This is a genomic window from Bacillus sp. V33-4 (assembly GCF_002860225.1).
GTDB classification, from domain to species: Bacteria; Bacillota; Bacilli; order Bacillales; family Cytobacillaceae; genus Bacillus_BJ; species Bacillus_BJ canaveralius.
Map to the genome: position 1 here is coordinate 21,746 of NZ_PGVC01000016.1, position 25,676 is coordinate 47,421.

Genomic DNA, 25,676 nt, shown 5'->3' on the forward strand with positions numbered 1-25,676 from the left:
GTTTGGTGATAAGCATCTGGCACTTGTATTATCGGCTGAGAATTTAGCTATATCTATATACATACATTCATTCACTTTTTCAACAAAAGTACGCAAATTTCGACATGTGTCGTCTGCGGAAACATATCAACAGGCTGAACTTCAATCGTCTTATATCCCCCATCCTCGAGGATCCGCAAGTCGCGGGCAAGTGTAGCCGGGTTGCAGGAAACGTAAACTACCTTCTTCGGCTTCATTTCAATAATCGTTTGAAGTAGTTCTTCATCGCACCCTTTACGCGGCGGGTCGACAACTAATACGTCAGCCTCGTTTCCTTCTTTGTACCATTTCGGAATGACAGTTTCCGCTTCACCGACAGCAAATTCCACATTAAAGATCTCATTCAGTTCAGCATTCCGCCTCGCATCTTCAATTGCTTCCGGAACAACCTCAACACCAAAAACCTTCTTTGCTTTTTGGGCAAGGAACAGCGAAATGGTTCCAATTCCGCAATAGGCATCAATGACAGATTCTTCGCCTGTCAATCCGGCGTATTCAAGCGCTTTGTCGTACAGTACCTTTGTCTGAACCGGGTTTACCTGATAAAAAGACAGAGCGGAAATCGCAAATTTAACGTTTCCGATGTAATCATAGATGACTTCATTTCCCCAGAGGACCTTCGTTTTTTCTCCCAATATGACGTTTGTCCTTTTTGAATTAACGTTATGGACGATTGATTTTACCTTAGGGAGACGGGCAACGATTGTCTCGATCAATTCGTTTTGGTGTGGGATATTTTCTGTTCTTGTGATGATCACGACCATCAGCTCGCCTGTTTGTTGTCCATACCGGGACATAATATGGCGGAGCACGCCTTTATGCGCTTCTTCCTGATACGCCTGAATCCCGAGTTCACTGCAGATTTCTTTAACTGTCTGGATTGCTTCATTGATTTCCGGAAGCTGAATCAGGCTTTCATTTGTGTCGACAATTTCATGAGTCCTCGGTTTGAAAAAGCCGGCAATCAGTTTTCCGTCTTTTTCGCCGACCGGCACCTGGGCTTTGTTTCGATAGTGCCACGGGTTCTCCATTCCCAGAATAGGATGGACTTTAACGTCTCCAAGCTTGCCGATTCGGGCCAGCACCTGCCGGACCTGGTTCCCCTTATACTTCAGCTGAGCATCATAGCTGATGTGCTGAAGCTGGCAGCCGCCATATTTATGGGCATCGCTTTCCTCCACGTCAATCCGGAAGTGGCTTCTTTCAAGCAGTTCAATTAACCGCCCAAAACCATACCCTTTGTTTGTCTTAATAACTTTGACTGTCGCTTTTTCGCCTGGCAATCCACCGGGTACGAAAATTGGGTAGCCATCCACTTTCGCTACACCCGCTCCGTCATGCGTCAGGTCTTCAAATTCAACATCTATATAGTCATTTTTTCGAACTGGAATCGTTTTGCTCATGGGATACTTCCTTTGCTTATAGTTTCCGTAGCTAATTTTACTAGCAAAATTGTATCATAATGTAGTATTCATTGCGAAACAGCGGTTAAGTACTGATAATGAAAATCAAACATATTATCTAAAGTATGGCGATTTTCTATAGTCAATTCCTAATTTTCGTTTGTTATTCAGCGGACTGACACAATAACGTTTTTGCTAACTCACAGGTATCTGATTAGATATTGTTAATTTTACTTCTCCTAGTTTGCTAAAGTTCACTGCACATGAAGGAGATCGGATCTTTCCTCATGAAATATATAGGAATGAATGATTAAGGAGGAATTCAAATGATCTATGAAATGACTGTACAAGTACGTGTCTCGAATATAGTAGAAGGCCAAAAATGGTATGAAACATTCTTAAATAGAAAACCTGATTTTATCCCACATGATGGATTTGCAGAATGGGAGCTGATTCCCGGCTGCTGGCTGCAAGTCGCTGAAGGAACCCCATCAGAAGGCAGTGGCCCGATCCGCTTAGGTGTAACGGATATTGAAAAAGAACGGGAAAGGCTAATGAATGCATTGAATATCGAAAATTTTGCTATCGAATCGCGGGAAGAAGTTCCGGTCAAATGGGGCACTTTTTCTGATCCATGGGGAAATCGCCTTGGATTGTTTGAGTATTTGAGTGAAGGGGAGAAGCAAGAGAGGATCAACACCATTTTAGGAAAAGCGGAAGTCTGATTACTTAACTTTACTTAATATGAGGAGAAACCATATCTGGTTTCTCCTCGCCTCTTATTCTTCCACTCCTACCTTCACCTTCGACCAGTAAAAATAGGCCTTAATCATAAAATAAGTAACCTCATCAGGAAGCAGTTCTTTAATAGGCTTCAGTTTTCCCCTGCCTGCTTCCGCAACTGCCTGTTCAATCAGTGGCTTAAAGTCATCAGGAATGAGCAGATCGAAATTAACCGCTTGTCCATCTCTGGCACACTGCAACAGGTGGTTTTCAATCGTACTGATCGCCATATCCCGTTTCTCTGCAATTCCTTCAACGGTTAAACCGCTTTGATGCATTTCAAACGTGACAAGGTGAGAATCTCCGACGGCTTTTTTCACTTTTTTCACCGGCACTGTTACCAGTCCTGCTTCAGGTTGGCGGTCCGGATTATTTTCACAGAATTGCATGATCGCTTGGATAAACGCGTCCCCGTACTTCTTCAGTTTATGTTCCCCAACGCCGCTTATTGCAAGGAATTCGCCATCCGAAAGCGGCAGCTTCGTGCACATGTCCTTCAAGCTGGTATCGGAGAAAATAACGAATGGCGGGACTTTTTCTTCAGATGCAATGTTTCTCCGCAATTCACGCAGCTCGGCAAACAGAGGATCGTCATTCGTAACCGTCCTTGTTTTGACCGCTTCTTTCCTGTGGACGGTTTGCTTGCCAAGCAGGACATCCTTTCCTTTTGCCGCCGTATAAATCGTTGGAAACTGCCCGTGTTGAACAGCAAGGAGTTCCTCTGCAATCAAGAATTCGATTAAGTCGCTCACTTCTTTTGCGCTTTTCTCTTTCAATATTCCATAAGTGGGTAAGCTTTGAAAGCCAAAGTCACTGATTTTCTTATTTTTTGACCCGGTTAATACCTGGGCTATCATCGCTTTTCCAAAGCGCTGCCCCATCCGGATTACGCATGACATGACCATTTGTGCTTCTTTTGTGACATCAACGCTGGCGCGGGAATCGGTACAATTGCCACAGCGTCCGCACGAAGCCGTATCGTGATCGCCAAAATAATGAAGGATATATTCCTGCAGGCAATTTTCGGTATGGCAATAGTCGACCATCAGCTGCAGCTTTTCGAGCTCCTGCTGGATCCTTGCTCTTTCGCTCGATTGATCAATCAAAAAACGCTGGATTTGCACATCCTGGGAAGAGTGCAAAACAATGCACTCACTATCGAGGCCATCACGTCCGGCACGACCGGCTTCCTGGTAATAGCTTTCCATGTTCTTCGGAAGCTGAAAGTGGACCACATAACGGATATTCGACTTGTCGATACCCATTCCAAATGCGGACGTCGCAACCATTACTGTCGCTTCATCCTTTAAAAAACGGTCCTGCTCACTGATCCGTTCAGTATCGTTCATCCCTGCATGATAGCGGGCTGCATTAATTTTATCCTTGCGGAGACGTTCATAAAGCTGGTCGACCGTTTTTCTCGTCGCCGCATAAATGATACCTGCTTCCGCTGCATTCTTTTTCACATAATCCTTCAAAAAGGCATAGCGGTCCTGTCCTTTAATGACTGAAAAAGACAGGTTTTTTCGTTCGAATCCGGTAATTACCGAGTTTTGTTCATCAATGTAAAGCGATGCGCAAATATCTTCGCGAACCTTTGGAGTTGCAGTTGCTGTCAATGCGAGCACAATCGGCTTATCCGGCAGGCTGTTGACGATTCGTTCGATGTTTAAGTAGCTTGGCCGGAAATCATGTCCCCATTGCGAGATACAATGTGCTTCATCGACAGCGACTAACGGAATTGGCATGCTTTTTAAATCCTCGACAAAATCGCGGGACTCGAGCCGTTCCGGGGCAATATATAGGAGCTTGTATTCTCCTTGCTTTGCTTCAGCCATTACTTGTCTCGCTTCCTGGACACCGAGCGAGCTATTAATGAAAGCTGCAGGAATGCCGTGCTGAACAAGCGCATCAACCTGATCCTTCATTAATGAAATCAGCGGAGATATCACAATCGTTGTTCCAGGCAAAATCAGCGCAGGAATTTGATAGCATATTGATTTTCCTCCTCCCGTTGGCATGACAGTGATCGTGTTTTTGCCGTCAAGCACAGACTGGATTGCCTGCTCCTGACCGTGGCGAAAAGAAGAATAACCATAATATTTTTTTAACAGTTGCCGGGCTTGTTCAAACAAAGAATTGTCTCCTCTCTTGGAATAGTATCGCTGGGTATTTAAGAGGTTTTAATAGAGTGGGTTATTGGGCGGTGCTGTTTACTATTGTAACAATAATTCCTGGGAATGTAATCTCCTCTTCGTCTAATCTATGATAAAAAACCCAGAAAAAAGTGCAGCCAGCTGGCCGCACTTTTCATTTGTTTTCTTCGTCTTCCTCCATCCAGCTACAGGAGATGTTTTTCCCATAAAAGATTTCGTCCATTTCTTTTTGAAGATTATCGGTTATTTCCTCACGCTCTTCAGGGGTGAGCTTCTCTTTTGTGTAGCCGAACAGATAGTTATTCAAGTCAAAATCCTTAAGCTTGCATTTTGTATGAAAAATATTTTCCTGGTATACATTTACGTCAAACATTTGATATAAACTCTTTATATTTTCAGGGATGTAGTTTTGGATGGAGTTGATGTCATGGTCGATAAACAGCTTATATCCGTGTTTATTGCGCGTAAAACCACGGACACGGTAATCTATCGTCATAATGTCTGTATCGAAAGAATGAATCAAGTAGTTCAAGGCTTTTAGAGGAGAAATCTCCCCGCATGTCGAGACATCAATATCGGCCCTGAATGTACTGATTCCTTCATCGGGATGGTATTCCGGATAGGTGTGAACAGTAATATGGCTCTTATCCAATGCCATCACCACCGTTTCCGGAAGCGGGCCAGGCGACTCCTCAAAAGATTCAGTCGGCACCTCGACCACCGGCCCTTCTGAAACGAGCATCGTGACACTTGCCCCCTGCGGAACATAATCCTGCTTGGCAATATTTAAAACGTGCGCACCAATAATATCGGCAACATTTTTTAAAATTTTGGTCAATCTCTCAGCGCTGTATTGTTCATCAATGTACTCAATATAAGCTTCTCGTTCTTCCCTTGTTTTCGTGTAGCAAATGTCATACATATTAAAACTTAATGATTTGGTTAAATTATTGAAGCCGTGCAATTGGATACGCTGCTCTTGTGTTAGTTTCATGTGGATTCCCCTTCTCTGCTGTGTCGGTGCTTGGATTAATGGCCAATTTCGGCTTGGATGATAAACTTAAATATTTTTATCATACCCATTTTTGTCCATAAAAAACTGGCCGAAAAAAAATGGCTGCTCTACTTGTGTATAGTAAAGCAGCCACCGGAAGTTCTATCCCTTTACCGAACCGGCAGTCATTCCGGCAATAAAGTATCTCTGCAAGAAAACATATGCGATCACCATTGGGGCTGAAGCGATGATGACGCCGGTAAACAGCATTGGATAATTGGTTATATACTCGCCCTGGAATTCCAGTAAAGCAAGCGGCAAGGTTTTATACTTGTTTTCCGTAATGAATAACAATGGATAAAAAAGGTCATTCCAATGCATGACGAACAAAAAGATCGAAGTAGCAGCCAGTGACGGCAATGAAAGAGGAATCGCGATTCTTCTGTAAATAGCCCAATTGGATGCACCGTCCATCATGCTTGCTTCAAATAATGACCTTGGAAGAGATTTCATGAAGCCTGTTAAAATAAATACAGCGACCGGCAAGGTAACAGCCGTATTGACAACAATCAAGCCGATTCGGGTATTTGTAAGGCCGAGGCTATAAACGAGATCGTATAAAGGACTCATATTGACCTGGGCCGGCACCATCATTCCCAGTGTAAACAATGCAAAAATCGAATTTCCGAACCAGTTGGACATTCTTGTCAGTGCATAGGCTATCAAGCTTGCGAAAAACAAGGTAAATGTCACTGAGAAAATCGTGACTATGACGCTGTTCATAAAATAAGTGCTCATCGTTTTGCTGGCAAACAACTCAATATAATTGTCAAACGTAAACGAACTTGGCAGCCCTAAAATATTATCATACATTTCCTTGGAACTTTTAAATGTAGTAAAGAAGATTGAGACAATCGGAATGATAATTAACAATGCGTAGATGGCGAGCATCCCGCCTTTGAAAATCTTCATCTAACCCCCCATTTCTGTTCTCTTTATTTAAATTATTCATTGATTCTGTTGGCACGGAGAGCCCTGAACTGCAGATAAGTAATGATGGCAACGACCATCATGAAAATCACCGATTCGGCTGATGCATAACCAAATTGGAAGCCTTTAAAAGCGGTTGAATAGATGAGAGTCGCAAGGATTTCAGTAGCATAATTGGGGCCGCCCCTTGTCATCGCATAAATCAGGTCAAAGGCTTTAAAGGACTGGATCGTCGTATAAGCGATGACGATCGTTGCGGCAGGAGCAAGCATCGGCCATGTGACAAAACGAAACCTTTGCCACCTTGATGCGCCTTCGATTTTGGCTACTTCAAATAAATCAGCGGGGATGTTTTGCAGTCCGGCTACAAAAAGAATAATCATTTGGCCGGTATGAAACCAAACTTGAACGACGGCAATCGAGTATATGGCCAAATCTTCATTCCCGAGCCAATTTTGCGAAAGAAAATTCAGATTCGCCCTTTCAAGGACCGTATTTAAAATTCCCAAATTGGGATCGTAAACAAATGCCCAGATAAAAGCAACGGAAACCGACGATAGGATCGTCGGGAAAAAGAAAAGGGCTCTCAGGAAAACATTCGTCTTTGTATTCCTGACCAGATATAAGGAAAAGATTAATGAAAATAAGGTTTGAAAAATAACGACAAACAGCATAAACTTCAAGTTATTTCCGAACGCTTTTGCAAATATCGAATCATTTGTGAAGATATTTACATAATTTTCCAATCCAACGAAGTCATAATCAGCCGTTAAACCATCCCAGTTTGTAAAGGAATAAAATAAGGCGCTGAAAGTGGGATAGACAAAAAAGGTTAAATACAAGGCCAACCCCGGCAGAATGAAAAAGTAAAGCGCTTTGTACTGTTTAAATTTCATCAGAACACTCCCCTAAAAACAAACTTCTCTCTTTTTAAACTCCGTTTAAGCTTTTTCCCACTCCTTCTTCCTAAAATCGATATCAATTGACACAGTTTGATTGCTTGCTAACTCTCTTACTACCCTGTTTTTCTACTTGGAAAACATGCTGGACGCCAACATACCGCTTAACAGAAGCTAAACATTAAAAAAAGATAGAAAAAGGTTTTATATGTCGGTTTTTCGGCTAATTGTTATACAACGAGTTTTTATACATATTTCAAGGGGGAGATTCATTGAAGAAGATAGGTAGTTTGTTGATTGCTGTGCTATTGACGGTTTCGGGTGTTCTCGCCGGTTGTTCTTCGAAAGAGACCGGGGCAGACAGCAAATCAAAAACAATCAGTTTCATGCATTGGCGCGGCGAAGATAAGGACGCTTTTGAAGAGTTAATTAAAAAGTTCACGGAAGAAACGGGAATTAAGGTTGAAATGGCGATCTACCCTTCGGAGCAATATCCTGTCCAAACCGTGCTGCGGGACGGATCGACTGGGGATGTTTTTGCATCAAATCCGGGTTATCAATTGCAATCATTAAAGAAATTAGGTTTCTATGAAGATTTAAGCGGTGAAAAGTTCCTGGATAACTTTGATCCAAAGTTAATTGAGATTGGCAATGTTGAAGGAAAACAGCTTGCTGTGCCTTTACAGCTGGTTTTCAACCAGCCTGTTTATAACCAAACTTTATTTGAAGAACTTGGTTTGGAGCCAGCAAAAGACTGGGAAGGTTTCCTTAAGCTCTGCCAGACGCTTAAAGATAATGGCTATATCCCGATTGCTTTTCCGGGTGCTGATATCGGATCGGGCCAATTCATGAACAGCATGATGATGAATAATGCCCCGGATGAAAAAATTTTCGATAAACTGATGAGCGGTAAGGCGAAACTTACCGAGGAATGGTGGATCAAAACCCTTGAACAATTCAAAGAGCTTGCCGATAAAGAATATATTCAAAAGGATTCGTTAGGGACAAAACATGACGCTGCGATCGCTCTTGTCGCACAGGAAAAAGCAGCAATGCTGGCAACGGGCTCCTATGCAATCGCAAGCATCAGGAATCTGAACCCGGATATCAAGCTCGGGCTGCTAGCCCCGATTACGGTTCCAGAAGATAAAGCAAAATATGAAGGAATCCATACGACAACCTTCTTATTGGGAGTGAACAAGAACTCCAGGAAAAAAGAAGAAGCGAAAAAGTTCATCGAATTTCTAAGCCGGCCTGAAAATGCATCAGCTTACGCAAATCAAACAAGCCAACACGTTACGGTTAAAGACGTAAGCTATGAATCTGAAGACTTAAACAATATCGTGGATTGGACTACCAAAAAAACAAGGTTCCAACCCCGTTATTTAATCCCTGACGAAAACGTCGAAAAAGCTGTCCTCAGCTCCATCCAAGCTGTCCTTGGCGGCGAAAGCCCTGGAAAGGCCGCCGAAGCCGCACAAGCGATAGTGAATCAGCACATAAAGAAATAAAGACAAATAAACCGGGTTATTTGACCCGGGTTATTTTTTGTCTGCTTGTACAGATTCTCTAACTCAGTAACTCCATTATTGATGATTGTACTAACAAGGAAACAATTAAATTAAGTGGTAAAACAACAACGCTATAACATTAACGTTAAATCTTCAATTTATAATATGTTTCAAAGCTACCATAAGCCAATATGTGTATTTGTATTATCTTAACGATATCCATTAAAATGAAATTATCAATCAGCCAATAAGAGGGATCTCAATGAATGGAAATATACAGCTGCAGCAAGTTTTAGAGGAATGTGAAAAGCTACGAAAAGAAAATGCTTATTTAAAGAAATTGCTCTCAAAAATGATGCAAACTTCAGAACCAAATGAACACACAGCAAATAATAGTACAATCGTTACAAAAAACTCCTATGCTGAAGATAAAATTAAACTGTATAGAAGTTTATTTCAAGGAAGAACGGATGTTTATGCACTGAGATGGGAATCAACCGGCGGAAAATCTGGGTATACTCCTGCATGTGCCCATGAATGGAAAGATCCGATTTGCAAAAAGCCACACATTAAATGCAAGGATTGCAAGCATCGAACCCTGCTGCCATTAACAGATCAGGAGATCGCCAATCATTTAAAAGGAAAATTGACTGTCGGTTTATACCCAATGCAAAAGGATGAAACATGTTCATTTTTAGCCATCGACTTTGACAAACAAAACTGGCAGGAAGATGTTTTAGCTTTTGTTAAGGTTTGTACAACTTTAAATGTTCCTTCTCATATAGAGCGCTCCCGCTCTGGGAATGGCGCTCATGTATGGATTTTCTTTTCGGAAAACATATCCTCCGCTGTAGCGAGAAAACTCGGAATGAAGTTACTATCAAAAACACGTGAAATGCGCCATGAAATTGGCATTGATTCTTATGATCGAATGTTCCCCAACCAGGATACCCTGCCAAACGGAGGATTCGGCAACTTAATTGCGCTACCGATGCAATATCATGCGGCGAAAAACGGCAATAGTTTATTTGTCGATGAAGCATTTACTCCTTATCCAGATCAATGGATTTATTTATCTTCGGTGAAACAATTATCAAAAAAAGAGATTGTGGGCATCCTTGAAATTTCTGATAGCCAGTCGTTCAAACAACAAAACTCTACCGCAATTCTTCCTTCAAAGGTTACTGTGGAACTAAAGAACGGGATTTTGATAAATAAAGGAGGATTAACCTCTTCTCTTATTACAAAAATGATGGGATTGGCCTCCTTTAAAAATCCTGAATTTTATAAAGCAGAAGCGAAAAGGATGTCTACTCATGGAATTCCCCGGATTATTAACTGTTTCTCGGAAGACCAGGATCATTTTATTTTACCGCGTGGCTGCTTGGATGAATTAATAATGCTATTAAAGGAATCATCAATTGAAGTTGAAATAAAAAATATGCAGTATAAAGGAGAAGATATTAACGTTTCTTTTCATGGAACTTTATCTTCACAGCAACAGCAGGCTGTCACAGCTTTACTTAATCACGAAAACGGTATTTTAGCAGCAACAACAGGTTTCGGGAAAACTGTAACTGCAGCTGCCCTTATCGCAGAACGAAAAACGAATACATTAGTTATTGTTCATAGAACCCACTTGATGGAGCAGTGGGTTGAGAAGCTCTCTGCTTTTTTAAACATACCTTCCAAAGACATTGGCCGGATTGGCGGCGGCAAAAATAAAATAACAGGAAACATTGATATAGCTACTATTCAGAGTTTAATTTCAAAAGGTCAGTTAAAATCTTTTGTAACTCAGTACGGACAAATTATCGTGGATGAATGCCATCATATTTCTGCATTTAGCTTTGAAAAGGTTCTCAAACAAATTAGAGCCAATTATGTCCATGGCTTGACTGCAACACCAAATCGAAAGGACGGTTTGCATCCTATCTTATTTATGCAATGTGGCCCGATTCGCTACAAAACTGATGCAAAATCGCAGGCAAAAGTCCGACCGTTTCTTCACAGGCTAATTCCAAGGTATACAAATTAGAATGTCAGCAAACGAAGATGCAAGAGCTATATAATAAGATTTTAAATGATAATAATCGAAATGATTTATTGTTTGATGATGTCTTAAAAGAATTAGAGGATGGCCGTTCCCCTATTATATTAACCGAAAGAATCGAACACCTTGAAAATCTTAAACAAAAGTTTACTGGTTTTGCAAAAAATATTATTGTCCTTTCAGGCAACATGAGTAAAAAGGAGCAAAAAATAGAACTGGAAAGATTGGCGAGCATTCCTGCTAGTGATGAACGGCTGGTTATCGCAACTGGGAAATATATTGGCGAGGGATTTGATGATAGCCGTCTGGATACTTTGTTCTTGGCAATGCCGATTTCATGGAAAGGAACACTACAGCAATACGTCGGTCGTTTACATCGTTTATATGCCGATAAACAAGAAGTTAGAGTGTATGATTATGTCGATCTTAAAATTCCCATTTTAAAAAGTATGTTTGATAAACGGTTAGTCGGATATAAGAGCATGGGGTATATAATTGGGGAGAAGTCAAATCACACAGAACAGATGAAGTTGTTTTAATTTGAGTATGTCTCATCACAACAAATTTAATATGAGGTACTAAAACGAAAATCCGGCAACATCTTTTCCGATGTTAATGCGATGGTCAGAAACCATCAAACCCTATCATTGGGCTATTCCTATTGTTTAGGACGATGATGTAGTTTAAACAAGCTAAAACCCTAAATGCCGACTCAACAGTCGGCATTTAGGGTTTATCGTTGTCATAGATTATTTTTTACATTTTTGACTTTATTGAAAAACAGGATCGAACGCTGGGAATCAATCCCCATCCAACATCCTGAACACTCCGCCCAGAACACTTCCTTCATCTTTGGAGCCGCCGCCTCCGGGCGCGGCAGCAAAGACACGGCTGGCCAGCCGGCTGAATGGAAGTGATTGGATCCATACAGTACCGGGACCTCTCAATGTTGCGAAGAAAAGGCCTTCCCCCCCAAACAAGGCAGTTTTGACCCCTTTCACCATTTCAATGTTATAATCCACATTGCTTGTCATGGCAACCAAACAGCCTGTATCTACACGAAGTACCTCACCAGGAGACAGCTCTTTTTTATGTATCGTTCCGCCAGCGTGTACAAAAGCCATACCGTCTCCCTCAAGCTTTTGCATGATGAAGCCCTCTCCGCCAAAGAATCCTGCTCCAATTTTCCGCTGGAATTCAATGCCGACAGAAACACCTTTAGCTGCAGCCAGGAAGGCATCTTTTTGACAAATAATCTTGCCATCCATCTGGCTTAAATCCATCGGCACAATTTTTCCTGGATAAGGGGACGCAAAGGACACATGTTTTTTTCCTTGGCCTTCATTAGTAAATGTGGTCATGAATAAGCTTTCACCGGTCAGTAACCGTTTCCCTGCACCGAACAACTTCCCCATGATTCCACCGCCCCCGCCGGAAGCATCCCCAAAAATCGTTTCCATGTGAATTTGGTCTTCCATCATCATTAAGCTTCCCGCTTCTGCGATTACTGTTTCACCTGGATCCAGCTCCACTTCAACAAACTGCATGTCGTCGCCGTAGATTTTAAAATCGATTTCATGGTTATTCATATGTATTCCTCCAGTTTTTATTTGAACCTTAGATGCTGACAAAACACAACGATCGTAAACAAGGTTCATGGTCATCAATCGGTCTAAATCACCGAGATGCGTGCGTTAACTCACATTCATTTTATCAACATCAGGTAAAACTCACAGTTACCTTAATTAATTTAAATCTTTTATTAACTACACATGCAGAAAAATCACTCCTTTCTCTTCAAATACTGATACGTTCCTACTGATTGATAAGTTTCATACGAAACAATAGTCGTTCGATGCATTCAGTACAACTATTCTATCTTTTGCTACACAAAACCTTTTTTGTGTACAATCTTATATAAAGTTTTGTAGTTGAAAAGAAGCGCGAAAGAAATGCGGTTGCATACAGATTGATGAGAATCGACTATCTTATCCCCCTGTCAAATTCCCTATCGTTCACCGATATCATGACATCAGTTTCAGCGTCTTCTTGTGTTCTATTTATTTCAGAAATAGGATATAACTTTCGGTTGTTGATCTACAAAGTGAAATTGAAGAAAATAAAATAGTCACCTCCGATAGGTTTACGGAAGTGACTAGTCCTCAGCTTGTTTAATCATATATTTTTCAATCCAATGCACCGCGTCATTAAAGGGCGGTCTAGTTTTGTCACATGCTATAAGCATAATAAATCTATAAACTTCATCATCGGGAACGATTAAATCATAGCCGTTCCAATCTAAGAAGGTAAATACTGATAAGTAAGCAGTTCGCTTATTACCATCTATAAAACCATGACCACTAGCCAGGTAGTATAAATATACTGCTGCTTTTTCCACGATTGACGGGTATTTTTCAAAATCTCCATAGCCTGCATATGGTATTCCTAGAATCCCTTCAAGTTTATTCTTTTCCCTTCCTGGCAAACCACCATATTCAGCAAGTGCTAAATCGTGTAGCTCTTCTACATCTTCCACATTAAGATACTCAATGTGCATTAATTCTTACTTAGTCTCTCCAAAGCTTTGCCATTGCGTGCAACTGCTTTTGCAAAACTTGCTTGGACCTTCTTCTTACGTTCAGTTTTTTGAATTTTTCTGATAGCTGTTGTGTTCATTTTTTCGTCATCACCCTTCTTCTTCATTGGACACCTCCCCATATACTTTCATATATATGTAAGCCTGTCCAAGAATAGAAATATTTAACCTGACTACTGGTAATTATTTACCCTACTTTACTATACTTTACACTAATAAACTATAGATATCTACTATTCTATGTGTAATTCTACTAAAATATATAGACCATCGTATGATGTGTGAAGCGCCTATCTTATCTGTAAAGTGTTCTTCAATTCCTCGTGCTGTGTTTGAATCTGGACCAATGGTATTTAAATATTGCATAGTTTATGATTGTTTTTGAAAATTGGGAGCATTTCTGCTAAGTATTCAGGCGTTTATAAGAGAGAAAGATAATTCGGGTTATATTCCGTGCAAACTCATCATTATTTCTGCTAAATATTCAGGCCATATCGCGAAAATCTAATATCTTCTTCTCTCCTGGGTGCCAATCATCATTATTTCTGCTAAGTATTCAGGCCTAAGGATAACGAATCTAAATTAAAGCAGCTGACACGTGCCAATCATCATTATTTCTGCTAAGTATTCAGGCCAAAAATCTATATTCTCATGTGACGTAGATATTCCAGTTTAAATTCTATTTCTGTTTCTCTCTATCTCGGAGTCACCGGTTTTACAGTGATCGCCGGTGAAGTAGTCGATAAGATACAACCTTCGAGATCCTCTGTTTTTATAAGTCCGAGGTTAATCGCGGACTTAATCTTTATATCATCCGGTTTTTTTACTACTTTAATGAGATCGGTCATTTGTAATTCCTCTAGCCTTTTTACTGTTTCTTCTTCATTAAATTTCTCTGTTTTTCGTATTTGCCTTTGGAGTTTGTAGCCATCTATCGTAATTTCACCTTTATCATTGGATCCAACCTGGTCATCAAAGTAGTGATGAAATGTATCCTTTAATTGATTCATTTCCAATTCAATTTCTTTTTTCTTTTTATTAAGCTCATAATATTTGACCAGCATTTCTCCTGTTATCATTTTTGAAAAATCCCCCCATAACAAACAGATATTCAATCATATGCGTTATGGGGAAAACTATTACATGAAGTTGAGCTTCAATTAGTTTTGTCCTGGATAATCACAAAATTCAATAATTGTACCCTCTGTATCTGCTGGATGTGAAAGACCCCACCTTACAATCTTACAGGAGGTTCCTGCTCAATTGACTCTTAACACATGTTAGTGATATGAAAGGGGAAATTAGTGTATGATGAGAATATGCTTTTTTAAACAATTAAAATACCCAAACGATAAAGGTCAAAAACCTTGGATCTTTGGGTATTATTTTAGCGGATTAGAATCAAAGGTCAAAGGGAGAGAAAAACATGAAATGGATTTTTCCGGTGCTATCATTTATTGGAGGGGTGGCGGTCGCTTTTCAGGCACAGATCAATGGTGGATTAGGGAAAAAGGCAGGTGCTTTAGAGGGAGCTTTTATCTCGTTTGTAATCGGCACTCTGGCTCTGTTCTTTCTTGTTCTATTTTTTGGAAAAGGAAATCTTGGTGCCGTTTTTTCCGTGCCCAAATGGCAGTTGTTTGGAGGTTTATTGGGGGCGTTTTATGTCAGTGTAATGATTTTCGCTGTTCCTAATATCGGTGTTGCACCAGCGTTAGTAGCAGTGATTGCAGGACAACTGATCTTCGGCGTGCTTATTGATCACTTTGGATGGTTTGGGGGCAAACCTATTCCGATCGATACAAAAAAAATAATCGCGATGTTCCTGTTATTTTGTTCATTGTTTTTATTCAACCACAATTGAACTACCCACCACTTATTTTTCTAACGAAAATTTGAAGTGGGGGATTCCTGCGAACACCAGTGTATCCACCAGTTTTTTAGCAGGCTCTACCCGTTCTCCCGACGGTGATTGCTTAATTATCTTGTACGTTGGCTTTCCACACATCTAAAACACTGAGTTCATTCAAAAGAGGATATATTGATTGTGTACATACGCACTACAAAAGACTATTGACATCATAGCAAATCGACAACAGTAGGCTTGAAAACTAACATTTTCATGTCAGAAAGAGTATCGAAAAAATGATACTCTTTTTTACCGATCTGAATTTTTTCCTTTCTTTACTGCTTTACGAGTTAAACGTGCATTGTTTAAGCCAGTGTCGCTATATGAGTCATCACTATTTAAACGACCCCCTATTGGTCCACCATCCATATCATCATTTTCTCTGTTTAGAGCGCTTTCAGGCCTGCTGTTCTCTTGTGTCATGGGCTTCCTCCTTGTAATGTGAAATCTCCCATATTATCTGCTGACAGCAAGTTTCCTATACTATCCAAATACCGCAGATACTCAAGAACATTCGCCATGAACATCTCGTTTCGTGCCATTCTTATTCTTTAAAATGACAAACTTCTAAACCATTGCCCTCCGAATCCTGAAATTTCAGTCGCTCATGATTCAAAAAGAGAAATCTAATAATATGTTTCTTTTTTGATTAAGTTTCTCTACAGTTTGATGATACTCATCAAGCTGGCACCTGAGAGTATTCTTTCTTTCATTAATCATCCTCGTAACCTCTTTAGGGCTTGGTCCACCTTTAATGCTTCTAATCTCAACGAAATACTCTGGAGAAATAATCCTTTTCCACTCTTCTTCAGTTAATGTCACATCTTTAAATTCTTGGATCATGATGTTTATGTCTTGAATATTCCAATCATACAATTCTTTTTGCTCACTTATTGTCTTCTTAGATATATAACTGGCAATAGAATGAGCTTTTCTGAATGAAATCCCATAATCTCTTGATAATGTATCCGCTAGCTCGGTAATTGTAATACTCGATTTTTTAGCCATATTTTTTGAATGTTCATCATTAACCTTTAAAGTGACGATCACAGCATTCATTAGTTTCATTACTCGATTTGCATTGTTAAATGCCCTGTAGAGATGGGGCTGCAAGTCATCCTCTGTATCAACAATGTCACCAAAGGGCGTGTTATGAACCATGTTTAGTGCCGCAAGCGCATCCCCAAATGCACTGCTAGCAATAGAGCGAGAATGTTCAATTGAAACTGGATTTCTTTTCTGCGGCATGATACTGCTGCATTGGACATAAGGATCTGCTACATAAAAAGTCGCAAATTCTCTTGTCACATGCTGGAGAAAATCCTGTATCCATCTTCCTGTATTGATCATGCATGTCATCAAAGCCGATGATGTTTCCAAAAGATAATCGGCACCTGCAATGGAGTCATACGAGTTTTCGATCACTTTGTCAAAGCCTAACAGGTCACATGTCCGGTCGCGGCTAATTGGAAAACCAGTAGTGGTAAGTGCCGCCGCTCCGAGTGAAGATTGATTAACTGTTTCATAGGCTGACCACAAACGTTTTACGTCTCTTTGCAAAACATCATAAATCGCTAGGAAATAATGTGCCAATGTTGTTGGCTGTGCAGGCTGCGTGTGCGTATAGCCGGTTATATATGTTTCTTTATGGCATTCTGCCTTTTCCAAGAGTGCATCACTTAATTGAAAAGAATTGCCAAGAAGTTGTAATAGATGCCCCCTCAGCACTAAGCGGTACATGGCAATCCCCATATCATTGCGGCTGCGTCCAATGTGAATCTTACCTGCTAATTCGTCTCCAATTTCTTCACCTATTTTGGCTTCCATCATGAAAAATAAATCTTCAAATTGAGGCTGATAGAATAAAAGCTTCATATCCGTTTTAGCAACTTTATTGATGCCCGCCAGCATAATTTTCGCTTCATCTTCTCGAATGATCTGTTGCTCTGCCAGCATAATAACGTGGGCACGATGAATATCAAACATGACATGGAATAGGTAATCCCTCTGATCATTAAAAACGGGCATTAACAATTCTTCTGCATACGTTTTTCCAGGAAATGATTCTCCTTCATTCTTAATAAACTCATGTAGCTTGCTCATAGTTTTCAGCTCCGATTTAAGACAAGGATTGTTCGGCTTTCACACCGAAAAACTTATTTGAAATAAAAAGAACTAATGCAATTAGACCAATTTGGATCATTCCATAGGCAGCAGCCTGGCCCATATTAAACATTCTCAATTGATTCATTATCTCAATCGAAATTGGCCGATTGGAGATAGTGTATAAAAGCACAGAAGTCGGGAATTCTCCGACAGATTCGACAAATGCCAGCAATGTTCCAGCTAAAACACCCGGCATGATGATAGGAAGGATAACCTTTCTAAACGTATAAAACCACTTTGCACCAAGGCTTCTTGATGCTTCTTCAATTGAGTCATCCAGTTGTTCCAGTACAGCATTTGTAGATCGGACTACTAGCGGAATGTGACGGATAAAATAGGCCAACGGCAGGATCCAAAACGTCCCGACAAGAATATTTCCGAATGAGAATACGTTTGGTTCGTTAAAGGCAAAGATGAGATTCATCCCTATAACGGTTGCAGGTAAAGCCCAAGGAATCATTACCAGTATGTCGACAAAGCTCTTCCCAATGAACTTCCGTTTGACAAGCACATATGATGTTAAGACACCGAATATTAAATTTCCCGCGGTTGCTATAAATGACAATAATAAACTGTTCTTTAAAGGTTTAAATATTTCGGGGTCTTGGAACAGTAAATGGTAGTTTTCAAAATTAAATACGGATGGATAGGTTTGCCAAGTCCATGTTCCATCTGGTACTAAAGACAACAAGAGAATTGTAAAATGGGGGAGCAGTAAAATGACGACTCCAATAATGCCTGAGAAGACCAACATCCATTTCAAGACTGGATTATTCACTTCACTCCGGTGGGCTCCAATTCCTTTTGAAGCCATCCGATAGTCTTTGCGATTTTGATACCAGCGCATAAACAATAAAAACCCGATAGAAACAATGGATAAAATGACAGACTGAGTTGCAGCCACCTCCATGTCTCCATTAATTTTCGAAAAATAAATTTGCAGGCTCAAAACGCGATAGCCGCCTGCTAGAAGAAACGGTGCACTAAAAGAAGCCATCGATATCATAAAAACTAAAAGGCTTGCGCCAACAATAGCAGGCGTCAGTAAAGGAAATGTTACTTTCCAGAAAACCCTGGTTCTGCTCGCACCTAAATTATAAGCGGCTTCCTCTAGTGATGGATCGATTTTATTAATTGCTGAGGCCACCATCATATAAAAATAAACATACATTGTATAAGCGTGTACAACGAGAATTCCGGATACACCGCCAATTTTGAATGGCACTTCCTCCAATCCAAGCAAGTCCTTTATTGCATTTGGAATGAGGCCAGTTTCTCCGTACAAAAACATAAAAGCCATAACCCCTACCAGTGAAGGAAGGACGATTGGCATGATAGCGACAGTCGAGAAAAAACTTCTTCCAGGAAATTCGTATCGATTAAAAATGAAAGCTAAAGGAATTCCAACAAGGGCGCTGACAATTACACTTAGAAGTGAAATATAAACAGAATTCCATAAGGCTTCTAAATTCGTTTTCGATTCCTGGGTGAAGAAATCTTGATAGTTTCGAAGATTCACACCTGATTCATTATTAAAGCTTTCTAGCAAAGTCCTTAATGAGGGATATAGAACGTACGCAACCAATACCAAGAGAACAGGAACCAGAAGTAGTAGAGTAAGTCTTGTATCGCGATTTTTTATCATGTTTCCTCACCACTCACTACTGGTATAATGCGAATTTGATCTTCAGGGAGTTCGACCCATATCTCTTTTCCTTCTCTTAAATTCTCCAACTTGATGTTATTTAATAAATTCGCCTGCAAAAAGATACCATCAATACTAATGCGAACATTTATTAAGGAGCCAAAGAAATCTACATCATTTATACTCCCTTTTAAAACGTTTGACCCTTCCACCGGATTTTCATGAATTTTAATGGCTTCGGGTCGAATCGAGAGGGCACTCTTGCCTTGATTCTCTTGATTAAAATTAAATGGATGATTATGTACCACTATTTTTTTCTTTTGAGGGCCGATCTGGGCTGTAACCTCAACCTTTTCTTCATTGAAGTCCTCAACTTCAACAGGTAAAAGGTTTATCTCTCCTATAAAACCAGCAACAAAATCGTTAGCAGGTTCATTATATATTTCAGATGGAGTGCCAACTTGGTGACATACGCCAAAATTAAAGACAGCAATTCTGTCACTCATTGACAGGGCTTCAGCCTGATCATGAGTGACATATATCGTAGTAATCTTATATTCCTGCTGAAGACGCAAAATTTCGCTTCGCATCTCATCACGCAGTTTAGCATCCAAGTTGCTCAACGGTTCATCAAGGAGCAAAATTTCGGGCTCTATAACTAATGCCCTGGCAAGTGCGACACGTTGTTGTTGACCTCCACTTAGCTGACTCACTTGACGTTCTGCATATTTTTCAAGCTTTACCTTATGAAGCACATCATTTACCCGGGTTCTAAGATCATTTCCTGAAACTTTTCTAACCTTTAACCCGAAGGCGACATTTTCGAAAACCGTCATGTGAGGAAAAAGGGCATAGTTTTGAAAAACCATGCCCGTATTTCTTTTTTCTGGAGGTACACGCGTCATATCTTTATCTCCAAATCTTACAACGCCTTTAGTCGGATAGTAAAACCCAGCAATCATACGAAGAGTTGTCGTTTTTCCACATCCACTCGGTCCCAGAAAGGTAAAGAATTCTCCGTCTTTGATTTCCAAGTTTAAATGATCTACTGCGATTACGTTACCGAAGGCTTTTTGGACATTATCAATCTTTATTGACGCCATACCAACTACACTTCCCTATTCTTTAATTTCTTTCTCACCGCTTTTAATATTTTCATCCCAGTGCTTCATCCAACCGTCACTTTGTTCCTGGAAGACCTTCCAGTCAATCTCCATGCTCTTAATCTCGGTTTCGGTGATCCATTCCGGCAGGTCTGTTACATCACTTCTGGTTGGGATTCGGTAATATTTTTCTGCTAATAGCTTAGCAGCCTCAGGTGAATTGACAAATTCATAGAAGGCTTCGGCTGCTTTTGGATGTGGCGCACCATTTACGATTGCGATTCCTTCTGTCAGAACTGGGGTTCCACTCTCAGGTATAATAAATTCAAATGGATAGTTTTTGTTTTCCTTCAGCATTACTACATCAGGCATAGCCCATACTGAAATGCTGCCTTCCCCTTTGGCCACCTTGTTGTACATCATTTCAGGATTTGCAGAATACTCTTTCGTATTTGCATCTAGTTTCTCTAACCACTCATATCCTTTTGAAGGATCATTTGAATCCTTGAAATCACGATAAATCATTGCAGAAAAGATTGTTCTCATTGTTCCCGAAGCCAGGGGATAACGGATGATGATTTCATCCTTCCATTTTGGATCCAACAATTCATCCCAATCCTTTGGGGCTTCCTCTTTTGTCAGTTCTTTGCTGTTGTACATAATAACTTCCGGTGTTTGACTCGTACCCGACCAATTCCAATCTGGGTCATGAAAACCGTCATCAAGGTTGCCTGCATATGATGGTTCATACGGGCTTAATAATCCTTCATCCTTAGCCTGGTCAAAGTTTGTGGAAGGGGCTCCCCACCAAACATCTGCCTGTGGGTTATTCTTTTCCGAACGGATACGGTCGAGTACTTCTTGTGAACCCATATCCAGCCATTCAACGTCGACATCGTATTCTGCTTCAAATTGTGTTTCAAACTCTGACAATATGTCCTTGCCATGTGGAGAATAAACTACGATTTTTTCTTCAAGCTTTTCTTCTGTCTTTTCTTCCGGCTTGTTTGATTTATCAGTAGTATTTGAGCTTTCCTCCGTGCCGCCACATGCTGAAAGCAACAAAGCAGCAGCAATCGTTAATGTGGTTAGGATGGACACCTTTTTCTTTTTCATTAAATTTCCCCCTAGTTACCTAAGTTTTATAATACTCTCATGCTCCCGTAAGAATAATGAAACTGCTCCTAAAACCCCTGCGTTTTCCTGTAATTGTGAGATTTTTAATTCTACTGAACTTGGCAGATACTGGTTCACTATTTCTAGTAAACTAGGTAAAATAAGTTCAGAAGATTTTAAAACACCACCTCCCAAAATAATCACTTCTGGATTCAATAAACACGCAGCATTGATAATTCCATAGGCTAAATGTTCAACTGCCTCTTCGATGACATCAATTGCAGTCTTATCTCCTTCCCTTGCTAATGCAAAAGCCATTTCACCTGGGAGCTCTTCTCCATTTGCTCGTTCATAAAGTGGGTGCTTTGGTTGCTGTTGTATTAATTTTGTAAGCCTGTCACCAATTGCTTTTCCCCCAGCAACACTTTCCAGGTATCCATATCGATGGAAAATAGGCTGAAATGCATTTTTCATATCATTTTTATCTGTTACCATATATCCCAACTCACCGGCAGCGCTTGAAAAACCGCGGTACAGTTGATTATGAATAATAATGCCGCTTCCAATTCCCGTTCCAACAGCGATAAACAGTACATTTTCTTTATTCTTGGCATTTCCAAGCCACTGTTCTCCTAGTGCAGCCACATTAACATCATTATCAACGTATACCTGAAAAGGAAAAATGCGTTTTGCTTCCTTGATAAAAGGATAGCGAACCCAGTTTAAGCTTGGTGCCTCAATCACAACTCCACTTGTTTGTTCCGTTATTCCCGGTACACCTGCACCCATACCCAATATTTTTTGACTATCAATATTACTCTTTTGAATCATACATTCAATATCTTTTGAAATTTGATTTAGTAAACCGGATTGTAAATATTGGCTGGTTTTAAAGCTACGAGTACATATTATATTTCCGAATAAATCACAAATGACGGTTTTTACTTTTGTGCCGCCAATATCGGTTCCAACTATATATGCTGCCCGCTCATTGAAATGAAGCTGAATCGGCCGCCTTCCTCCTTGCGACGAGGCTTCACCAGTACCTTTTTCGAGTATCCATTTTTCCTGTAGTAATTCATCAACTAATAAAGAAACAGTCGGTTTACTGATTCCTACCTTCACGGCAATTTCAGCTCTCGATATTGGAGAATTCTCTTGGATGCATTGAAGCACCCTTTTTTTATTAACTGATTTCATTTGTGCTGGTGTTCCATTTAAAGTCATTCCATCACGGCCTTAAATTTTTTGGTTAGTAAGTTTTACTAATTAACTAAATAATAACTTAACAAGAAAGCGTTTACAACTATATATTTTAAATTTTATGAAAAATTTGATTATATATGTCAACTAGGCTTAAATAACTATATTGAATTTTCTGAATAGAGAGATATTTACTTTTATATTTTTATATGATATTGATAAATAGAGAGTTGTTTAAGCTGTTAGTTAGGTAAATTAACTAACATACTGCTCATCTTTAACGAAAGGAGAGTTGGGTTATAGAAGAGTTCAAAAAAATGAAAGGGGTTACAAAATGAAAAAGTATTTTATTGGATTACTGTCTTTCCTATTAATCATTTCGCTAATACCCATTGGCGGAAGTGCTGCTGAGCCTAAGGAACCGGATGTTGATTTATGGAATGCTTTAAAACCTCTAGAAACTACTGTTACGTTCTTAAATACTGGAGCCCATCCTGATGATGAGCGAAGTGACTTTCTGGCATATTTATCGCGAGGACTTGGTGTAAAAACTGCCAGTCTTATCGCCAACCGCGGTGAAGGTGGGCAAAATGAGATTGGTAATGAATTGGACAACGGACTCGGTATTATTCGGTCAAGGGAAATGATTGAAGCAGCTAAAATCACTGGTGTAAAAGCTTATCATTTAAGTGAAACCACCTCAGATCCAATTTACGACTTCGGTTTCTCAAAGACGCCTGAAGAAACATTGGAAAAATGGGGAGAAGACCTTACTTATGAACGTTTGATTCGTTTTATTCGTAGCTACCAGCCTGATATTCTTATGCCGTCATTTAGAAACGATCACACTCAGCACGGGCACCATCGTGCAATGGAAATATTAAGTGAAAGAGCCTTTAAGGATGCGGGGGATCCAAATGTTTATCCACAACAATTAAAAGAAGGACTTTCCGTCTGGCAAGTCAAAAAAATCTTTCTTCCTGCAGAATCAAAAGAAACAGCCACTACCTCCATCGAGATAGGGATGTACGACCCAATATATAAGATGACTTATCCACAGCTCGGCGAGGAATCCCGATATATGCATAAAAGCCAGGGAATGGGTAATGATATCCCTGCTGCTCCACGACAAATTCACCTGGAGTTACTCGATAGTGCTGTCAATACGAAAAATAGTTATGACCTTTTCGCTGGAATACCATACGACTTTAACGAATGGGCCCAAGTGCTCCCCAAAAAGGAGCATTCCTTAAAGGTTCAGTTTGCAAAAATCCAAAATGAGTTAGATTCAATTGTTGCTTCCTATCCTAATAATGAAATCATTTTCAAAAGAACCCAAGACGCTATAACAAATGTGGGCAAATTGAAGAAGGCAACCGAAAAAGCAAAGCTGGATCCACAACTAAGATCAGATCTACTTCATAAGATTTCCTTAAAAGAGGAACAATTAAATGACTTAAGCTTTATTTCATCAAACTTAGAAGTTAAAGCTGCCGCCGCAAGCAATGTACTTACAAAAGGACAGAAAACCACTGTCACAGTTACCCTCGTTAATAAAGGCGCACAAAAACTTGATAAGGCTGCTATTCAATTAACCATTCCAAAAGGCTGGAAGGCTTCCACTAATGATCGGGTGAAAAAACTTGCTCCAGGTCAATCAGCAACCATAACTTACGAAGTGGAAGTCTCAACGAAAGCTGAATATTATCATGCTTACAATGAACCGGTCATTCAAGCAACTGTAGAATTCGAACGTTCAGGTACAAAGACTAGCCAAATAGTAGACTTGGACGGCACAGTGGCGGTCCTGCCTGATGTCGGTATAACATTAGCGCCTGAAGATATTGTTGTGAATACCGCCAACGTCCAAAAGGAGATTCCGGTTACCGTCAAGCTTAAAAACTATCGACAAGGTAAAACCAAATCGGCAGTGTCACTAAATATACCGGAGGGATGGAATGTTGCACCAAGAACGGCTTCAGTGAATTTTGAAAACCATTTACAGGAGAAAGATGTGAGCTTTGTGCTAACACCACCTTACAACATTCAAGGCGGTGACTTTAACATTGCAGCTACCGCCAAGGTTAATGAGAGAGACTTTGACTCAACCATTCAAGAGATCCAATATGATCACATAGGGAAATTCTATTACCAGCATCCTTCTCAGATAAATGGTGTAGCGTTCGAATTGTTAAAGCACGATAATCTTAAAGTGGGATACATTGACAGTGGATTTGATAAAGTAGCAGATTATCTATCCAATACAGGGATGGACATTACGAAACTAGTTGAGTCAGATTTAGCTACAGCTGATTTAAGTCAATTTGATACGATCGTTGTTGGTATACGTGCCTATTTGTCTCGTAGCGATCTAGTGGCGAACAACGCCCGCCTACATCAATATGTTGAAAACGGAGGACATCTAGTTGTACAATACCACAAACCAAATGATGGATGGAACGCAGCCACTACGGCTCCATATCCATTAACAATTGGAAACCCATCAATTCGTTGGAGAGTAACAGATGAGAACGCAAAAGTGACATTGTTACAGCCGGATTCTCCCCTGTTTAACTATCCGAATAAAATTACAGATAGTGACTGGGACAATTGGGTACAGGAACGAGGATTGTATTATCCTATGCAGTGGGATAGCCGATACGAAACCTTTGTGAGTATGGGGGATCCTAATGAGGCGCCATTTAATGGAGGTATTCTAATGGTAGAGTATGGCGAAGGAACATACCTTTATACAAACCTGGTATTCTATCGTCAAATTCAAGGCCAAGTACCTGGTGGATATAGAATCTTTACAAACCTCATTAGTTACGGGGCTAATAATTAAGTGGGACAGTCCTTTCAGCTTTAGCTGGGGGACTTTTCTTTTAATATTGAAGTTGCCACAGATTATTTAAAATAGCAGACTTCTAACCTATTGCCTTCTAAATCCTCAAACCTAAACCACTTAACATCGCCATCTATTTGAATGGACTCGACTTTTACTTCATGCTGCAGCAAATGTTGATGCGCGGCTTCAATATCCGGGTAAGGTTGGTATATCCGCGGAAATTTTGGCATGTCCACGAAATTGTTGAATATATCCGCGGAAATTT

21 protein-coding genes are annotated in these 25,676 nt (G+C 40.1%); 6 read left to right on the plus strand and 15 right to left on the minus strand.

What is annotated here, in order from left to right:
* Window positions 1-71 precede the first annotated feature (71 nt).
* Window positions 72-1,442: a 23S rRNA (uracil(1939)-C(5))-methyltransferase RlmD gene (rlmD, locus tag CVD23_RS06360; RefSeq protein ID WP_101665509.1), complete on the minus strand. Its 1,371-nt coding sequence runs from the start codon at window positions 1,440-1,442 to the stop codon at window positions 72-74.
* 326 nt (window positions 1,443-1,768) lie between these two features.
* On the opposite strand from rlmD, the gene CVD23_RS06365 reads away from it, so the two are divergent.
* Complete coding sequence (locus CVD23_RS06365; RefSeq protein ID WP_101665510.1) at window positions 1,769-2,167, plus strand: VOC family protein; 399 nt, start codon at window positions 1,769-1,771, stop codon at window positions 2,165-2,167.
* Window positions 2,168-2,221: 54 nt separating this feature from the next.
* Here the strand turns inward: CVD23_RS06365 and recQ are convergent, their stop codons facing one another.
* The 4 genes from recQ to CVD23_RS06385 form a co-directional block, all read right to left on the minus strand.
* Complete coding sequence (gene recQ, locus CVD23_RS06370; protein WP_101665511.1) at window positions 2,222-4,360, minus strand: DNA helicase RecQ; 2,139 nt, start codon at window positions 4,358-4,360, stop codon at window positions 2,222-2,224.
* Between the two features lie 175 nt (window positions 4,361-4,535).
* Entirely contained in the window at window positions 4,536-5,375 is an 840-nt protein-coding gene (gene speD, locus CVD23_RS06375; RefSeq protein ID WP_101665512.1) for an adenosylmethionine decarboxylase, read from the minus strand.
* A gap of 162 nt (window positions 5,376-5,537) precedes the next feature.
* Window positions 5,538-6,347: a carbohydrate ABC transporter permease gene (locus CVD23_RS06380; RefSeq protein WP_101575865.1), complete on the minus strand. Its 810-nt coding sequence runs from the start codon at window positions 6,345-6,347 to the stop codon at window positions 5,538-5,540.
* Between the two features lie 32 nt (window positions 6,348-6,379).
* Complete coding sequence (locus tag CVD23_RS06385) at window positions 6,380-7,261, minus strand: carbohydrate ABC transporter permease (protein WP_101575866.1); 882 nt, start codon at window positions 7,259-7,261, stop codon at window positions 6,380-6,382.
* A 275-nt stretch (window positions 7,262-7,536) separates the two neighbouring features.
* On the opposite strand from CVD23_RS06385, the gene CVD23_RS06390 reads away from it, so the two are divergent.
* The 3 genes from CVD23_RS06390 to CVD23_RS22695 all read left to right on the plus strand — a co-directional run bounded on the left by CVD23_RS06390 (window position 7,537) and on the right by CVD23_RS22695 (window position 11,367).
* On the plus strand, window positions 7,537-8,775 hold the full coding sequence (locus CVD23_RS06390) for an ABC transporter substrate-binding protein (protein WP_101575867.1): 1,239 nt from the start codon (window positions 7,537-7,539) through the stop codon (window positions 8,773-8,775).
* Window positions 8,776-9,037: 262 nt separating this feature from the next.
* The gene (locus CVD23_RS06395; protein ID WP_308314922.1) at window positions 9,038-10,813 is read left to right on the plus strand and encodes a TOTE conflict system archaeo-eukaryotic primase domain-containing protein; all 1,776 of its coding nucleotides are present in this window, start codon (window positions 9,038-9,040) and stop codon (window positions 10,811-10,813) included.
* A 17-nt stretch (window positions 10,814-10,830) separates the two neighbouring features.
* Window positions 10,831-11,367, plus strand: a complete 537-nt coding sequence (locus CVD23_RS22695; RefSeq protein WP_308314923.1) for a DEAD/DEAH box helicase — start codon at window positions 10,831-10,833, stop codon at window positions 11,365-11,367.
* A 261-nt stretch (window positions 11,368-11,628) separates the two neighbouring features.
* Here CVD23_RS22695 and CVD23_RS06400 read toward each other — a convergent pair whose 3' ends face one another.
* The 4 genes from CVD23_RS06400 to CVD23_RS06410 form a co-directional block, all read right to left on the minus strand.
* On the minus strand, window positions 11,629-12,417 hold the full coding sequence (locus CVD23_RS06400) for a TIGR00266 family protein (RefSeq protein ID WP_101665513.1): 789 nt from the start codon (window positions 12,415-12,417) through the stop codon (window positions 11,629-11,631).
* Window positions 12,418-12,983: 566 nt separating this feature from the next.
* Window positions 12,984-13,364 (minus strand): type II toxin-antitoxin system death-on-curing family toxin, encoded by a 381-nt coding sequence (locus CVD23_RS06405; RefSeq protein WP_180955573.1) that lies wholly within the window; start codon window positions 13,362-13,364, stop codon window positions 12,984-12,986.
* Window positions 13,365-13,384: 20 nt separating this feature from the next.
* A complete protein-coding gene (locus CVD23_RS21850; RefSeq protein ID WP_180955574.1) occupies window positions 13,385-13,531 on the minus strand; it encodes a hypothetical protein in 147 nt (48 codons plus the stop codon).
* A gap of 588 nt (window positions 13,532-14,119) precedes the next feature.
* A complete protein-coding gene (locus CVD23_RS06410; RefSeq protein WP_101665515.1) occupies window positions 14,120-14,503 on the minus strand; it encodes a hypothetical protein in 384 nt (127 codons plus the stop codon).
* A gap of 347 nt (window positions 14,504-14,850) precedes the next feature.
* Between CVD23_RS06410 and CVD23_RS06415 the strand changes: the two genes are divergently transcribed.
* Window positions 14,851-15,285: a DMT family transporter gene (locus tag CVD23_RS06415; RefSeq protein WP_101665516.1), complete on the plus strand. Its 435-nt coding sequence runs from the start codon at window positions 14,851-14,853 to the stop codon at window positions 15,283-15,285.
* Window positions 15,286-15,579: 294 nt separating this feature from the next.
* Here CVD23_RS06415 and CVD23_RS21855 read toward each other — a convergent pair whose 3' ends face one another.
* The 6 genes from CVD23_RS21855 to CVD23_RS06440 all read right to left on the minus strand — a co-directional run bounded on the left by CVD23_RS21855 (window position 15,580) and on the right by CVD23_RS06440 (window position 22,587).
* Window positions 15,580-15,753, minus strand: a complete 174-nt coding sequence (locus CVD23_RS21855; protein WP_180955575.1) for a hypothetical protein — start codon at window positions 15,751-15,753, stop codon at window positions 15,580-15,582.
* Between the two features lie 189 nt (window positions 15,754-15,942).
* Window positions 15,943-17,433 carry an argininosuccinate lyase gene (gene argH / locus CVD23_RS06420; RefSeq protein WP_101575872.1) on the minus strand — a complete coding sequence of 497 codons (1,491 nt, stop codon included), beginning with the start codon at window positions 17,431-17,433 and terminating at the stop codon, window positions 15,943-15,945.
* A gap of 16 nt (window positions 17,434-17,449) precedes the next feature.
* Complete coding sequence (locus tag CVD23_RS06425; protein WP_101575873.1) at window positions 17,450-19,141, minus strand: ABC transporter permease; 1,692 nt, start codon at window positions 19,139-19,141, stop codon at window positions 17,450-17,452.
* Window positions 19,138-20,244, minus strand: a complete 1,107-nt coding sequence (locus CVD23_RS06430) for an ABC transporter ATP-binding protein (RefSeq protein WP_101665517.1) — start codon at window positions 20,242-20,244, stop codon at window positions 19,138-19,140. The genes CVD23_RS06425 and CVD23_RS06430 overlap by 4 nt, the downstream gene beginning before the upstream one ends.
* Window positions 20,245-20,259: 15 nt before the next feature.
* Window positions 20,260-21,360 carry an extracellular solute-binding protein gene (locus CVD23_RS06435; protein ID WP_101575875.1) on the minus strand — a complete coding sequence of 367 codons (1,101 nt, stop codon included), beginning with the start codon at window positions 21,358-21,360 and terminating at the stop codon, window positions 20,260-20,262.
* 15 nt (window positions 21,361-21,375) lie between these two features.
* Entirely contained in the window at window positions 21,376-22,587 is a 1,212-nt protein-coding gene (locus CVD23_RS06440; protein ID WP_101665518.1) for an ROK family transcriptional regulator, read from the minus strand.
* A gap of 310 nt (window positions 22,588-22,897) precedes the next feature.
* On the opposite strand from CVD23_RS06440, the gene CVD23_RS06445 reads away from it, so the two are divergent.
* On the plus strand, window positions 22,898-25,408 hold the full coding sequence (locus CVD23_RS06445; protein ID WP_101665519.1) for a PIG-L family deacetylase: 2,511 nt from the start codon (window positions 22,898-22,900) through the stop codon (window positions 25,406-25,408).
* Window positions 25,409-25,676: the final 268 nt, after the last annotated feature.